Consider the following 14,795-nt stretch of genomic DNA (forward strand, 5'->3'; position numbering starts at 1 on the left):
CGGACCCGCCGGTGGTTCCGCCAACTGGCAGACATGTGTCCGACCGCACAGGCGACACGGCGTGAGAGTGGGAGGCGTGCGTGTCCTTCGAGCGGTGTTGTGCTGTGTGCCCGGGGCCCTGGCCCTAGGGCTGCTCGTGCTGTGCGCGGTCGGGGCCGACCGGACCGGGCCCGCGCCGCTGCGGGCCGCGGCGGGCCCGGTGCTGCCGGCCGCCGCCCTGCCGGTGCAGGGCCGCGCGCTCTCCGTGAAGGCGCACGCCGTCCCGCCGCGGATCGTGCCCCGTACGGAGTGGCTCGCGGGCGCGGACACGTACCACCGCGACCCGATCCGGTACGCGGACCGCGTCCGGGCGGTCTTCGTCCACCACACCGACTCGCCGAACGGCTACGACTGCGCCGACACCCCGCGCATCATCCGCTACCTGTACGCGGGCCAGGCCGGCGGCAAGGAGTGGGACGACATCGGCTACAACTTCCTCGTCGACCGCTGCGGCACCGTCTACGAGGGCCGGGCGGGCGGCGTGGACCGGGCCGTCGTCGGCGCCCACACCCAGGGCTTCAACCGGGACACGGCCGGGATCGCCGCCATCGGCACGTTCACCGAGGGCACCCCGGTGCCGCGCGCGATGACCGACGCGATCGCCGCCGTCGCCGCCTGGAAGCTGGGCCTGTCCGGCGTCGACCCGCGCTCCACGGTGCGGCTGGTCTCCAGCAACAGCCAGAGCCGCTTCGACGCGGGCACCGGGGCCGACTTCCTGGCGGTCTCCGGGCACCGGGACGGCTACGAGACGTTCTGCCCGGGCCTGGCCCTGATGGCCGAGCTCCCCGCCATCCGCGAGCGCGCGGCCCGGCTGCAAGGCCGTTCCTGACCGGCCGAGAGCCGTCGCGCCGCCATCCCGGCGAGCACGGCCGCGCCCCGCGGCAGCGCCGCGTCGTCGAAGACCGCGTACGCGGAGTGGTTGAAGGGGGCCGTCGCCTCGTCCGCCCCGTCGAAGGCGGCAGGGCGCGCCGAGAGGCCGAGCTGGACGCCGGGGGCGACCGCGGTGATCCGGGAGAAGTCCTCGGACGCCATGATCGGGTGCTCGTCGTAGCGCCAGCCGTCCTCGCCGTACAACTCGCCCACGACCTCGTGGCCCAGCTCGACGGCCTCCTCCGCGGCGATCATCGCCGGGTACCCCTCGCGCGTGTCGACGTCCGCCGTCATGCCCCAGCCGTCCGCGATCCCCTCGACCAGGCGCACCGCGCGCGGCAGGAAGTCGGCCATCGCCTCCGGGGACGTGGAGCGCACCGTCGCCTCGAACTCGGCCGTGCCCGGGATGATGTTGAGCTTCGTGCCCGCCCGGAACAGGCCGACCGTGAGCACCACCGGGTCGAACACGGACGCCGCGCGCGTCACCAGGTTCTGCAGCGCGAGCACCATCTCCGCCGCCACCGGCACCGGGTCGGCGGCCGTGTGCGGGGTCGAGCCGTGGCCGCCCTTGCCGCGCACGACGACCTTCAGCTCGGCGTTGCCCGCGGTCTGGGTGCCGACGCGGGCGCTGAACGTGCCGCACCGCGGGCCGTTCGACGACACGTGCACCGAGTACGCGCCGACCAGCGGCTGCCCGGCCGCGTCGAGCAGCCCCTCCTCGATCATGTAGCTGGCGCCGTCGTGGCTCTCCTCGCCCGGCTGGAACATGAACACCACCGTGCCCGCCAGCTCCGCCTGCCGTTCGCCCAGCAGCCGGGCCGCGCCGACCAGCATCGCCACGTGCTGGTCGTGCCCGCACGCGTGCATCACGCCGTCGACCGTCGACCGGTACGGCACGTCCGCGAGTTCCTGCAGCGGCAGCGCGTCCATGTCGCCGCGCAGCAGCACCGCGGGCCCGGGCCGCCCGCCGCGCAGCACCGCCACCACCGAGCCGAGCGCCTTGCCGGTGGTGATCTCCAGCGGCAGCCCCTTCAGGGCGTCGAGCACCTTCGCCTGGGTCAGCGGCAGCGCGAGCCCGATCTCCGGCTCGCGGTGCAACGCGTGCCGCAGAGCGGTCAGTTCGGGGGCGAGGGCCTCGGCGCGCTCGCGGAAGTGCAGCGGTGTCGGCTCGGTGGGCATGGTGAAGTCCCTTTCCAGGAGCGGCAGTTGCGTTGAACAGAGTGTGCTGGCTCAGCCGGTGGTGCGGCGCCGCGCGAACAGGACGAGTCCCGCCGCGACCAGACCGGACAGCGCGCAGGTCAGCCACACGATCCGGTACGCCTCCACCGACGGCAGCGGCGCGTCCGCCAGCAGGACGCTGCCGAGCACCACGGCGAACAGGCCGCCCGCGACCCCGCCCGCCGGCGTGCGTACGGTGTTGGAGACCCCCGCCGCGATGCCGCTCTGCCCGGCCGGGGCGCGCTCCGCGACCAGCGAGGGGAGTCCGCCCGACAGCAGGCCCACCCCGAGCCCGACGAGCGTCACGGTGATCCCGAACGCCGCCTCGCCGTCGTGCGCCACGCACAGCGCCCCGTACCCGACGGCGACCCGGGAGTGCGGCGACGCCGCGATCACCGAGGCGACCTGGCTGGGCAGCGGAGCGGTTTCCCGGAGTGCGGGTGGTCCGGCGGCTGACGGGGCTCCGGGCGGTGAAGCGGATGGGGCAGCCGATGGATGCGCGGGGGCGCGCCGTTCGGGGCTAGGGGTGCGTTGCCGGGTGCGGGTGCGTGGGGCTTCTCGCGCTGTTCCCCGCCCCCTCGGCGAAGAAGCGTTACGCCGGCTTCAGTGTGCCGCCGCCCTCCAGCGGGAAGGACCTGCCGCCGAGCTCCGGGCTGGACGTCGCGTCGTACGTCACCGCGTGCCCGTTGCCCCGGATCACCCGGGCCACCTCCTTCGCCACGTCCGACCCCTTGTCGAACGACAGCCCCTTCAGCGACGAATCCCCGGCCACCGACCACCGTGCGCTGCCCGCCAGCGTCAGCGACGCCCCCTTGACCCGGCCGTCGAACACGGTCGAGCCGGCGAGGTCCAGGGCGGCCGTGGACCCCTTCGCGACGACCACGTCGCCCTTCAGCCTCTCGCCGTCCGCCGCGAAGGACGCGGCACCCTGCTCCTTGACGCGCAGCAGCACCCCGGACTTGGTCTTCACCTCGGCGCCGCCCTTCAACTCCACGTCCGCCGTGGCCTGTTCGACGCTGAAGAGGTCCCCGTCCGTCGCCTGCAGCGCCCCGCCGCTCATCGCGTACGACGTCCTGCCCGCGCCGCGCAGCATCACGCCCCCGGCCGCCGCGGACGCCCGTACGTCCTTCAGGGAGAGCGAGCCGCCGGCCTCCACCGTGAACGCCTCCGAGTTCGCCAGGTCGAACAGCGTGTTGGAGAGCGTGACGTCGCCGGCGGTCTGCACGCCCGGCGAACCGCAGCCGGCCGAGGTCATCGTGCCGCCGGACACCGTCACCTTCGCCCCGCCGGGCCCGGCCGCGATCGGGGCGGACTGCGCGCCCGCGGTGATGACCTGCACGTACGTCAGATCGAGCGCGCCGCCGTACGACGCCATGAGGCCGTGCGCGGACGCGCCCTGCGTGGTGATGCCGCTCGCGCTCAGCGTGGCCCGCGCGTCCGCCCCCGTCGCGGCGACGCCCGTGGCGCCCTTGCCGGTGGTGCCGAACTTGCCGCCGGACAGGTTCAGCCGACCGCCGTCACGGGCCAGCAGCGCCGCGTTCAGACCGTGTTCGGCGGAGGCGGTGAGGGACGAGGTGCCGCCGCTCTTGGTCACCTTCGAGTCGTATGTCGACAGCCGCCCCGAGCCGGACACGAGCGCCGCCGACTCGTCGGCCGTCGTCGCCGTGAACGCCTTCTTGCGCGGCGCCGACACCGAGCCGCTGTCCAGCGTGTACGCGCCGGTGGCCACGGGCTGCGCGGCCGAGGACGGGTCGGCGGACGGCACGAGCGGACGCGTCGCGCAGCGCGCGCCGCTCGCCGTCGCCGCGGGCGAGGCCACCGGCGGGGTGGCCGTGTCGTCGGCGTCCGAACAGGCGGTCAACGCGGTCAGCGCGAGCGGCAGCAGCAGGACGGAGGCGGTGGCTGTGGCGCGGCGCTGTCCCGGGCGGCGCGGGAGTCCCAGGTGTCTCATGTGCTCTACGTTCACACCTCACGCTTCGCGGGGCACACCCGGCACCCCCATAACGCCCCACAGCCGGCCCACGGCCTACAGCGCCTGTCCCATGAGCACGTCGTCCACGTACTCCCCGTCCAGCAGGAACTCCCCGGGCAGCACGCCCTCCACGACGAAGCCCTCGGCCTCGTACAGCTTGCGCGCCGGGGTGTTGTGGCCGAGCACCCGCAGCGTGATCCGCCGCGCGCCCTGCCGCCGCGCCTGGCCGATCGCTGCCCGCACCAGGGTGCGGCCCACGCCCCGCCCGCGCGCCGCGTCGGCGACGGCGAGGCCCTGGATCTGCCGGACGTGCGCGTTCGCCGCGAGCGGGGTGGGGTACCCGAGCCGGACATAGCCCACGACACGGCCGTCGAACTCGGCGACGATGTGGTCGCGCGGACCGAACCGCTCGGTGAAGAACGGCGGGTACGGCGGCCCGGCCGGTGGCTTGACCGCGTGCAGATACGACCACGTCTCGCGGTCGAGAAGACTGAGCCGGCTGTCGTCCTCCGGTACGCCGAACCGTATTCGGGGCGGTGGCTGTGACATGCGGGCCACTGTACGACCGGCAGGATGGAGCCATGACACGTATCGCGGTGGCGGGAGCCTCAGGACTCATCGGCTCGGCTCTCGTCCGTTCCCTGACCGGAGAAGGACATGACGTGCTGCGCCTGGTGCGGCGCGAGCCCCGGACGGCGGACGAGGTCCGCTGGGATCCGAAGGGGGGCCACGTCGACGCGTCCCGGCTCACCGGCTGCGAGGCGATCGTCAACCTCGCCGGGGCCGGGGTCGGCGACCACCGCTGGACGGCGGCGTACAAGCAGGAGATCCGCGACAGCCGCGTCCTCGGCACGACGGTCCTCGCCGAGGCGGCCGCCGCGCTGCCCGAGCCGCCCCGGGTCTTCCTCAACGGCAGCGCCGTCGGCTACTACGGCGACACGGGAGAGCGGGCCGTCGACGAGAGCGCGGCGGTGGGCGACGGGTTCCTGCCCTCGGTGTGCGTGGAGTGGGAGGCGGCCACCGCCGCGGCCCACCAGGCCGGCATCCGCACCGTCCTGGCCCGCACCGGTCTGGTCGTCTCCCGCCACGGCGGGGCCTGGGGCAAGCTCTTCCCGCTGTTCAAGGCGGGGCTCGGGGGGCGTCTCGGCGACGGGCGGCAGTACTGGTCGTACATCGCGCTGCACGACCATGTCGCGGCGCTGCGGCATCTCCTGGACGAGGAGTCCGTGTCGGGGCCGGTGAATCTGACGGCTCCGCATCCGGCGACGAACCGGGAGGTGACGGCCGCGATGGGGCGCGTTCTGCACCGGCCGGCGCTCTTTCCGGCTCCGGCGCCGGTGCTCCGCGTGGTCCTCGGTGAAATGGCGGGGGACGTTCTGGGCTCGACCAGGGCGGTCCCGACCCGGCTGCTGGAGTCCGGGTTCGATTTCGCGTTCCCCGGGCTGGAGGACGCCATCCGGGCTGCTTGATTCGGTGTGTGGGCGGCTGCGGCTCTCGTCGTGGCTGGTCGCGCAGTTCCCCGCGCCTCTGACAGCGAGCTCCGCTCGCTTCAGGGGAAGGCTGCGCGTAGCGCATGCCTTCAGGCAGGGGCGCGGGGAACTGCGCGACCAGCCCCCACCGGCCCTCAGCCGTAGGACTATCCGAACCGTTCCGTCAGCCGCGGATAGGCCCGGGCCAGAACCTCCGCGTCCTCGAAGTCGATCGGGGTGCCCTCCGGTTCCGGCGGGGCCGGGGGAATGCCCAGGTCCGGGGCCACGGTCCCGGTCAGCTCCTCGTACGCCTCGTCCGCCGCGTACCCGAGCTCCTCACCGTCCCCGTCGACCTCTTCGTCGAACTCGCGGAGCGACTCCGCCAGGGAGTCCGGATCGTGCAGCGCCCCCTCGAACACCTCACGGCCCTGCCCGATCAGCCAGCACCGGAAGTAGTCGAAAGCGTCGTCACCGGCCCCGCCGAGCAGCACCCACGCCGCGCCCCACAGATCCCACCGGTACGCCCGGTTGTAGCGGGACTCGAAATGGCGGGCGAAGTCGAGCACGGAGTCGGGATCGGACTGCAGCAGTCTGTCGACGAGCAGCTCGGCATGGTCCTCGGGGTCGCCCTCGGCGGCCTCGCGGGTGCTGTCCACGATCTCCCAGAACTCGGTCTCGTCCATCACGGGACAAGCATCGGCCCTGGACCCTGGGGGCGCACGCCGAGCGTACGAGGTGGGCCACTTCGTTACGCGCGCACATGCCCAGGGCACCCGACCGACGCACGGGTCCGCGTCCGGCGCTCCTCGGGAGTTCCGTCACCCGTACCACCCGCTCAACCGCCGCGCCGCCCGCGCGAACCGCTCCCGCAACGCGTCCGGAGCCACCACCTCCGCCTCCGGGCCGAGCGACATGAGCTGCGTGTACGCGACGTCCTCCGACTCGACCGGCAGCGTCACGGTCACCCGCCCGTCCGCGTCCGGATCCGGCGCCGGCTCCAGGGCCTCCCGCGCGGACGCGCGGTCCGTGGCGTACGGCAGCTGCCGTACGCCGTCCGGCGTCAGTCGTACGACGACCTCGGCCCGCAGGATCGCCCGCGCGAACTCCGCCGCCCGCTCCTCCCAGAAGCCGGGCAGGTCGAACTCCTCGTCCCGGTCGAACTGTTCACCGTCGGCCGGGTCCTCCACCGACGTGAACCGGTCGATCCGGTACACCCGGAAACCCCGCTCGCGGACCCGCGCGGCCAGGTACCAGACGCCCGCCTTGAGCACGAGCCCGTACGGCTCCAGCTCCCGCTCCACGACGGCGTCCCGGTCGGCAGCGTCACCCGAGCCCCGCCGGTAGGCGACCCGCACCACCCGGTCGTCCCACACCGCCTCGGCGAGCGCGGGCAGCAGCTCGGGGGTCCGCGGCTCCTGGAACCAGCCCGGCGCGTCCAGGTGGAACCGCTGCGCCGCCGTCCGCGACGCGTCCCGCAGGGACGGCAGCAGCGCGGCCGACACCTTCAGCCGGGCCGCCGACGCCGCGTCGTCCAGGCCCATCTCGCGCAGCGCGCCCGGCACCCCGGACAGGAACAGCGCCTCCGCCTCGCCGCGCGCCAGACCGGTCAGCCGGGTGCGGTAGCCGCCGATCAGCCGGTAGCCGCCGGCCCGGCCCCGGTCCGCGTACACCGGGACGCCCGCCTCGCTCAGCGCCTGCGCGTCCCGGGTGACCGTCCGCTCGGAGACCTCCAGCTCACGCGCCAGCTCGGCCGCGGTCATGGACGGCCGGGACTGGAGCAACAACACCATCTTGATCAGGCGGGCAGCGCGCATGCCGCCATCATGCCGCCCGGGTACGACAACGCCCCCCGCCGTCACCGGCGGGGGGCGTCGTCAGCCACGTACGAGAGCCTTACAGGCCGTAGCGCTCGCGCGCCTCCTTCACGGCCGTCGCCTTGACCTCGCCGCGCCGGGCGAGCTGGGCGAGGGCCGCGACGACGATCGACTCCGCGTCGACGCCGAAGTGACGGCGGGCGTCCTCACGGGTGTCGGAGAGGCCGAAGCCGTCCGCACCGAGCGAGGTGTAGTCCTGCTCGACCCACTGCGCGATCTGGTCCGGGACCTGGCGCATGTAGTCGGACACGGCCAGCACCGGGCCCTGCGCACCGGAGAGCGCCTGACGGACGAACGGGATCCGCTCCTCGCCCTTCAGCAGCGCCTCGTCGGCCTCCAGGGCGTCACGGCGCAGCTCGGTCCACGAGGTCGCCGACCAGACGTCGGCGGCGACGCCCCACTCCTCGGCGAGCAGCCGCTGCGCCTTGAGGGTCCAGTGGATGGCCGTACCGGAACCGATGAGGTTGATGCGCGGCGCGTTCGCGGCCGCCACGTCCACACCCGCGGTCTCCGCCGTGTTGAAGCGGTACAGGCCCTTGATGATGGCCTCGTCCAGACCGGCGACCGACGGCTTCGCCGGCTGCGGCATCGGCTCGTTGTAGACCGTCAGGTAGTAGAAGACGTCCTGGTCCTCGCCCGGCTTGGCCTCGCCGTACATGCGGCGCAGGCCTTCCTTCATGATCGTGGCGATCTCGTAGGCGAAGGCCGGGTCGTAACTCAGGGCCGCCGGGTTGGTCGCCGCGATCATCGGCGAGTGGCCGTCCGCGTGCTGCAGGCCCTCACCCGTCAGCGTCGTACGACCGGCGGTGGCGCCGACGACGAAGCCGCGGCCCATCTGGTCGGCGAGCTGCCAGAACTGGTCGCCGGTGCGCTGCCAGCCGAACATCGAGTAGAAGATGTACAGCGGGATCATCTGCTCGCCGTGCGTCGAGTACGACGTGGCGGCGGCGATGAAGTCGGCGAGCGAGCCCGCCTCGTTGATCCCCTCGTTGAGGATCTGGCCGGACTGGGACTCCTTGTAGTACATGAGCTGGTCACGGTCGACCGGGTCGTACGTCTGCCCCTTGGGCGAGTACAGGCCGAGCGACGGGAACAGCGACTCCATGCCGAAGGTGCGCGCCTCGTCGGGGATGATCGGCACCCAGCGCTTGCCGGACGTCTTGTCCCGTACGAGGTCCTTCAGGAGCCGTACGAGCGCCATGGTCGACGCGACCGACTGGGAGCCGGAACCCTTGTCGAACGAGGCGAACGCCTTGTCGGCGGGCGCGGGCAGCGGCGCGAGCGGCTGCGTACGGCGGGCCGGGGCCGGACCGCCCAGGGCGGCGCGACGCTCGGCGAGGTAGCGCAGCTCGGGGGAGCCCTCGGCGGGACGCGCGTACGGAACGACACCGTCCTCGAAGCGGCTGTCCGGGATCGGCAGGTCAAGGAGGTCACGCATGCCCTTGAACTCGTCGATCGTCAGCTTCTTCATCTGGTGGTTGGCGTTCTTGGACTCGAAGCCCTTGCCGAGCGTGAAGCCCTTGACGGTCTGCGTGAGGATGACCGTCGGGGCGCCCTTGTGCTCGACGGCCGCCTTGTACGCCGCGTACACCTTGCGGGGCTCGTGACCGCCGCGAGAGACGTGGAAGCACTCGGAGATCTTGTCGTCGGACAGGACCTTGGCGAGCTCGATCAGCGCCGGGTTCACACCGAAGAAGTTCTCGCGGATGTAGGCGACGTCGCGCGTCTGGTACGTCTGGAACTGGGCGTCCGGGACCTCACGGAGCCGCTCCAGGAGCGCGCCGGTGGTGTCGAGCTGGAACAGCTCGTCCCACGCGTTGCCCCACATCGACTTGATGACGTTCCAGCCGGAGCCGCGGAACTGCGCCTCCAGCTCCTGCACGACGCGGAAGTTCGGGCGGACCGGACCGTCCAGGCGCTGCAGGTTGCAGTTGATGACGAAGGTCAGGTTGTCGAGACCCTCGCGGGCCGCGAGCGTGAGCGCCGAGGTCGACTCGGGCTCGTCCATCTCGCCGTCGCCGAGGAAGGCCCAGACGTGGGAGTTCGAGGTGTCCTTGATGTTCCGCGCGGTCAGGTAGCGGTTGAACCGCGCCTGGTAGATCGCGGACAGCGGGCCGAGGCCCATGGACACGGTCGGGAACTCCCACAGCCACGGAAGGCGGCGCGGGTGCGGGTACGACGGCAGACCGTTGCCCCCCGCCTCGCGGCGGAAGTTGTCCAGCTGCGCCTCGGAGAGGCGGCCGTCGAGGAAGGCGCGGGCGTAGATGCCGGGGGAGGCGTGGCCCTGGATGTACAGCTGGTCGCCGGAGCCGTCGCCCTCCTTCCCGCGGAAGAAGTGGTTGAAGCCGGTCTCGTACAGCCAGGCCGCCGAGGCGAAGGTGGCGATGTGGCCGCCGACGCCGTGCTTCGAGCCACGGGTCACCATCGCGGCCGCGTTCCAGCGGTTGTACGCGGTGATCTTGGCTTCCATCTCCTCGTCACCGGGGAAGTCCGGCTCGGCGGAGGTGGGGATCGAGTTGATGTACTCGGTCGACAGGAGCTTGGGCAGCGGCAGGCCGCCGGCCTCGCCGCGCTCCAGCGTGCGCCGCATCAGCTGCGCGGCACGGTGCGGCCCGGCCGCCTGGGTAACGGCGTCCAGGGAGGCCTGCCATTCGGCGGTCTCCTCGGGGTCGCGGTCCGGGAGCTGGTCGAGCTCGCTCGGCTGGATGCGCATGGGGTCGGTCATAGTCGCCGCACGCCTTCCTGAGTCGAAGGGGGTGGGGTTGGGGGTGCCCTTTGTCTTTGGCAGGACAGGGCGAGGTCCCGGTGGGGACCCGTCGGTGACTGTAACTCCCTGATCGATGATCGATCAAAGGGTTGAAGGGCAAAACCTCTTCAGATCAAGAAAGTAGGCACAGCGTGCCTGGCTCAGGGGCACTCCGTGCCCCGTCAGGGGCGCGCAGAACTGCGCGAGAAGCACCCACGGTCCGCGGTCCGCAACACACAGTCATGGGGCGGGCGAGACGCAGCTCACGCCCGCGGGGCGCACCCCAGAACATGCGCCTTGACCAGCGCCGCAATGTCCGGATCGCGGCGCTGGAACGCGGCGACGAGATCCGCGTGCTCCTCCGCGTACGACTGCTGAACCGTCCCCAGCCACCGGATCGACAGCGCCGTGAAGACCTCGATGCCGAGCCCCTCCCAGGTGTGCAGCAGCACGGAGTTGCCCGCGGCCCGCACCATCTCCCGGTGGAAGCCCACGGTGTGCCGCACCTGCGCGGTCCCGTCGGCCTCCTGGTCGGCGACGTACAGCGCGGCGACATGCGGATCGAGGGCCGAGCAGTCCTCGGCGAGCCGCTCGGCGGCCAGCTCCGCCGCGATGGCCTCCAGGCCCGCGCGGACCGGGTAGCTCTCCTCCAGATCCGCCGCCGACAGGTTCCGTACGCGCACGCCCTTGTTCGGCGCCGACTCGATGAGCCGCAGCGACTCCAGCTCCCGCAGCGCCTCGCGCACGGGTGTCTGCGACACCTCCAGCTCGGTGGCGATGCGGCGCTCGACGATCCGCTCGCCCGGCTTCCAGCGGCCGCTGACGATCCCCTCCACGATGTGCTCGCGGATCTGCTCGCGCAGCGAGTGGATGACGGGCGCGGTCATGTGGGCTCCTTGGCTGTGCGGACCCGGTGGGTCGGCGGGGACCCTTAGACAATACGGCCGAGCCCCTGGACAGAAGGGGCACCGTCGCTCTTGCCACAGGTGATGCCGGTTACAGAGACGTGCCCGGAGAAGGGCGCGGCCACTCTGATGCGGCGTCACATCCTTATCGGACGGACCGTCAACTCGGCCGGTCGCACAGGGCGTTGAGAGTCGCGGTACGACGAAGCCCCCGCCCGGAGGAGAACTCCGGACGGGGGCTTCGGCGGGCGTGAGCCGGTGAAGCTGTTACAGACCCAGCTCGGCGGTGAACTCGCCGGCCTCGAGGATCTGCTTGACCGTGGTCAGGTAGCGGGCGGCGTCGGCGCCGTCCACCAGACGGTGGTCGTAGGAGAGCGTCACGTACGTCATGTCGCGCACCGCGATCGTGTCGCCGAGCTCGGGGTCGGAGACGACGACCGGGCGCTTGACGGTGGCGCCGATGCCCAGGATGGCGACCTGGTTCGGCGGGACGATGACGGTGTCGAAGAGCGCACCGCGCGAGCCCGTGTTGGAGATCGTGAAGGTGGCGCCCGACAGGTCGTCCGGGGCGATCTTGTTGGTGCGGACCTTGTTGGCCAGCTCCGCGGTCTTCTTGGCGATGCCCGCGATGTTGAGGTCACCGGCGCCCTTGATGACCGGGGTCATCAGGCCCTTCTCCGAGTCGACGGCGATGCCGACGTTCTCGGAGTCGAAGTAGGTGATGGTGCCCTCGTCGTAGTTCAGGCGGGCGTTGATGACCGGGTGGGCCTTCAGTGCCTGGACGGCGGCCTTGACGAAGAACGGCATCGGGGAGAGCTTGACGCCCTCGCGGGCGGCGAAGCCGTCCTTGGCCTTGTTGCGCAGCTTCATCAGCTTGGTGATGTCGACCTCGATGACCGAGGACAGCTGCGCCTGCTCCTGCAGCGCCTTGTGCATGTTGTCCGCGATGGCCTTGCGGATGCGCGGCAGCTTGACCGTCTGGCCACGCAGCGGCGAAGCCTCCAGGGACGGAGCCTTCGACGCGGCGGCGGCCGGGGCGGCAGCGGCCGGAGCCTGGGCCTTGGCGGCCTCGGCGGCGGCGATGACGTCCTGCTTGCGGATGCGGCCACCGACGCCGGAGCCCTTGACGGTGGACAGGTCCACGCCCTGCTCGGACGCGAGCTTGCGCACCAGCGGGGTCACGTAGGCGCCGTCGTCCGCCGGGGTGGCGGCCGGGGCGGGCGCGGCCGGAGCGGCGGGCTGAGCCGGCGCGGGAGCCGGGGCCGGGGCGGCCGGCTGAGCCGGAGCCGGAGCTGCGGCGGCCGGGGCGGCCGGAGCCGCGGGAGCCGGAGCCGGAGCGGCGGGGGCGGCCGGAGCCGGAGCCGGAGCGGCGGCGGGGGCAGCCGGGGCGGCGGGCGCGGCGGCGGCCGGAGCGGCACCGGGAGCGCCGATGACGGCGAGCTTGGCGCCGACCTCAGCGGTCTCGTCCTCGGCGACGACGATCTCCAGGAGAACGCCGGCGACGGGGGAGGGGATCTCGGTGTCGACCTTGTCGGTGGAGACCTCGAGCAGGGGCTCGTCCTCCGCGACCTCCTCGCCGACCTCCTTCAGCCAGCGGGTCACGGTGCCCTCGGTGACGGACTCGCCCAGGGCGGGCAGCGTCACGTCGGTGCCCTCGGCGGAACCGCCGGCGGCGGGGGCCGCGGGGGCCTCCTGCGCGGGGGCGGGCTGCTCCTGGGCCGGGGCCGGGGCCTCGGCGGCGGGGGCGGCCTGCTCCTGCGGGGCCTCCTGAGCGGCCGGGGCGCCCGAGCCGTCGTCGATGACGGCCAGCTCGGCGCCGACCTCGACCGTCTCGTCCTCGGCGACCTTGATGGAGGCCAGGACGCCGGCGGCCGGCGAGGGGATCTCGGTGTCGACCTTGTCGGTGGAGACCTCGAGCAGCGGCTCGTCGACCTCGACGCGCTCGCCCTCGGCCTTCAGCCAGCGGGTGACAGTGCCCTCGGTGACGCTCTCACCGAGCGCCGGAAGGGATACGGAAACCGCCATGGTTTCTGTTGCTCCTTAACGATGTGCAGTGCGCGGCAACGCAGTGCGGAAGTCTGGTGGTCGGTCGTCGCGCCCAGTGCGACAGGGCGGCGTGAACGCCGAACGGGTCAGTCGTGCGAGTGCAGCGGCTTGCCCGCGAGGGCCAAGTGGGCCTCGCCCATGGCCTCGTTCTGCGTCGGGTGGGCGTGGATGAGCTGGGCGACCTCGGCGGGCAGCGCTTCCCAGTTGTAGATCAGCTGGGCTTCGCCGACCTGCTCGCCCATACGGTCACCGACCATGTGGACGCCGACCACGGCACCGTCCTTGACCTGGACGAGCTTGATCTCGCCCGCGGTCTTGAGGATCTTGGACTTGCCGTTGCCCGCAAGGTTGTACTTCAGGGCGACGACCTTGTCCGCACCGTAGATCTCCTTGGCCTTGGCCTCGGTGATGCCCACGGAGGCGACCTCGGGGTGGCAGTACGTCACCTTCGGCACGCCGTCGTAGTCGATCGGCACGGTCTTGAGACCGGCCAGTCGCTCCGCCACCAGGATGCCCTCTGCGAAGCCGACGTGCGCGAGCTGGAGGGTCGGGACGAGGTCACCGACGGCCGAGATCGTGGGCACGTTGGTCTGCATGTACTCGTCGACCAGGACGTAGCCGCGGTCCATCGCGACGCCCTGCTCCTCGTAGCCGAGGCCCTGGGAGACCGGGCCGCGGCCGATCGCGACGAGGAGGACCTCGGCGTCGAAGGTCTTGCCGTCGGCGAGGGTCACGCGGACGCCGTCCTGCGTGTACTCGGCCTTCTCGAAGAACGTGCCGAGGTTGAACTTGATGCCGCGCTTGCGGAACGCGCGCTCAAGAAGCTTGGAGCTGTTCTCGTCCTCGACCGGGACGAGGTGCTTGAGGCCCTCGACGATGGTGATGTCGGTGCCGAAGGACTTCCACGCCGAGGCGAACTCGACGCCGATGACGCCGCCGCCGAGCACGATCGCGGACTGCGGGACGCGGTCCAGCTTCAGCGCGTGGTCCGAGGAGATGATGCGGTTGCCGTCGATCTCCAGGCCCGGCAGCGACTTCGGCACGGAGCCGGTCGCGAGGAGGACGTGGCGGCCCTGGACGCGCTGGCCGTTCACGTCGACGGAGGTCGGGGAGGAGAGCTTGCCCTCACCCTCGATGTACGTCACCTTGCGCGAGGCGATCAGCCCCTGCAGGCCCTTGTACAGACCCGAGATCACGTCGTCCTTGTACTTGTGGACGGCCTCGATGTCGATGCCCTCGAAGGTCGCCTTGACACCGAACTGCTCGCTCTCGCGGGCCTGGTCGGCGATCTCGCCCGCGTGCAGCAGGGCCTTCGTCGGGATGCAGCCGTTGTGCAGGCAGGTGCCGCCGACCTTGCCCTTCTCGATCAGGGCGACGTCGAGTCCCAGCTGCGAGGCACGCAGGGCCGCGGCATAACCGCCACTGCCACCGCCGAGGATCACTAGGTCGAAAACGGTGCTGGCGTCGTTCGCCACGTCACGTCCTCCATGCATGTGCGCCGTACGCCGGTCTCCAGCGACCGGGCGGCGGCTGGTGTATCGGCCGCTCGTTCTTCGGCCCTCGGGTGGGGCCCTGTCCTGCCGCCCCCCATCCTCGCACTTGTCGAAGGCATGCGGGACGTCGGGCCTGGCGGTGAGACGGCGGTTACACCGGAAA

The 14,795-nt window shown here is 72.1% G+C and carries 12 protein-coding genes; 2 read left to right on the plus strand and 10 right to left on the minus strand.

The genetic code is table 11. The annotated features are described in order from the left end of the window. Nucleotides 1-76 precede the first annotated feature (76 nt). A complete protein-coding gene (locus tag B072_RS0126355; RefSeq protein ID WP_043244776.1) occupies nucleotides 77-868 on the plus strand; it encodes a peptidoglycan recognition protein in 792 nt (263 codons plus the stop codon). Here the strand turns inward: B072_RS0126355 and B072_RS0126360 are convergent. The 4 genes from B072_RS0126360 to B072_RS0126375 form a co-directional block, all read right to left on the minus strand. Beyond that, entirely contained in the window at nucleotides 781-2,088 is a 1,308-nt protein-coding gene (locus B072_RS0126360) for a M20 metallopeptidase family protein (RefSeq protein ID WP_018532946.1), read from the minus strand. The two genes, B072_RS0126355 and B072_RS0126360, sit on opposite strands and share 88 nt — an antisense overlap. 51 nt (nucleotides 2,089-2,139) lie before the next feature. Then, nucleotides 2,140-2,523 (minus strand): hypothetical protein, encoded by a 384-nt coding sequence (locus tag B072_RS0126365; protein ID WP_018532947.1) that lies wholly within the window; start codon nucleotides 2,521-2,523, stop codon nucleotides 2,140-2,142. 196 nt (nucleotides 2,524-2,719) lie between these two features. Beyond that, the gene (locus B072_RS0126370) at nucleotides 2,720-4,078 is read right to left on the minus strand and encodes a hypothetical protein (RefSeq protein WP_018532948.1); all 1,359 of its coding nucleotides are present in this window, start codon (nucleotides 4,076-4,078) and stop codon (nucleotides 2,720-2,722) included. Nucleotides 4,079-4,153: 75 nt separating this feature from the next. Next, entirely contained in the window at nucleotides 4,154-4,648 is a 495-nt protein-coding gene (locus tag B072_RS0126375; protein ID WP_026246323.1) for a GNAT family N-acetyltransferase, read from the minus strand. A gap of 32 nt (nucleotides 4,649-4,680) precedes the next feature. On the opposite strand from B072_RS0126375, the gene B072_RS0126380 reads away from it, so the two are divergent. Beyond that, on the plus strand, nucleotides 4,681-5,568 hold the full coding sequence (locus tag B072_RS0126380; protein WP_043244778.1) for a TIGR01777 family oxidoreductase: 888 nt from the start codon (nucleotides 4,681-4,683) through the stop codon (nucleotides 5,566-5,568). A gap of 167 nt (nucleotides 5,569-5,735) precedes the next feature. Here B072_RS0126380 and B072_RS0126385 read toward each other — a convergent pair whose 3' ends face one another. From B072_RS0126385 to lpdA, 6 genes are all read right to left on the minus strand, one after another. Beyond that, nucleotides 5,736-6,251, minus strand: a complete 516-nt coding sequence (locus B072_RS0126385) for a DUF4240 domain-containing protein (protein ID WP_018532951.1) — start codon at nucleotides 6,249-6,251, stop codon at nucleotides 5,736-5,738. Between the two features lie 135 nt (nucleotides 6,252-6,386). Further along, on the minus strand, nucleotides 6,387-7,382 hold the full coding sequence (locus tag B072_RS0126390) for a helix-turn-helix transcriptional regulator (protein ID WP_018532952.1): 996 nt from the start codon (nucleotides 7,380-7,382) through the stop codon (nucleotides 6,387-6,389). Between the two features lie 79 nt (nucleotides 7,383-7,461). Then, complete coding sequence (gene aceE / locus B072_RS0126395) at nucleotides 7,462-10,167, minus strand: pyruvate dehydrogenase (acetyl-transferring), homodimeric type (RefSeq protein WP_018532953.1); 2,706 nt, start codon at nucleotides 10,165-10,167, stop codon at nucleotides 7,462-7,464. A 284-nt stretch (nucleotides 10,168-10,451) separates the two neighbouring features. After that, the gene (locus tag B072_RS0126400) at nucleotides 10,452-11,075 is read right to left on the minus strand and encodes a GntR family transcriptional regulator (protein ID WP_018532954.1); all 624 of its coding nucleotides are present in this window, start codon (nucleotides 11,073-11,075) and stop codon (nucleotides 10,452-10,454) included. A 285-nt stretch (nucleotides 11,076-11,360) separates the two neighbouring features. Beyond that, nucleotides 11,361-13,118 carry a 2-oxoglutarate dehydrogenase, E2 component, dihydrolipoamide succinyltransferase gene (sucB, locus tag B072_RS0126405; protein ID WP_018532955.1) on the minus strand — a complete coding sequence of 586 codons (1,758 nt, stop codon included), beginning with the start codon at nucleotides 13,116-13,118 and terminating at the stop codon, nucleotides 11,361-11,363. A gap of 107 nt (nucleotides 13,119-13,225) precedes the next feature. Further along, nucleotides 13,226-14,614 (minus strand): dihydrolipoyl dehydrogenase, encoded by a 1,389-nt coding sequence (gene lpdA / locus B072_RS0126410; RefSeq protein ID WP_018532956.1) that lies wholly within the window; start codon nucleotides 14,612-14,614, stop codon nucleotides 13,226-13,228. Between the last annotated feature and the right edge of the window lie 181 nt (nucleotides 14,615-14,795).

Origin of the sequence: Streptomyces sp. HmicA12 (assembly GCF_000373565.1) — a bacterium.
Taxonomy (GTDB): domain Bacteria; phylum Actinomycetota; class Actinomycetes; order Streptomycetales; family Streptomycetaceae; genus Streptomyces.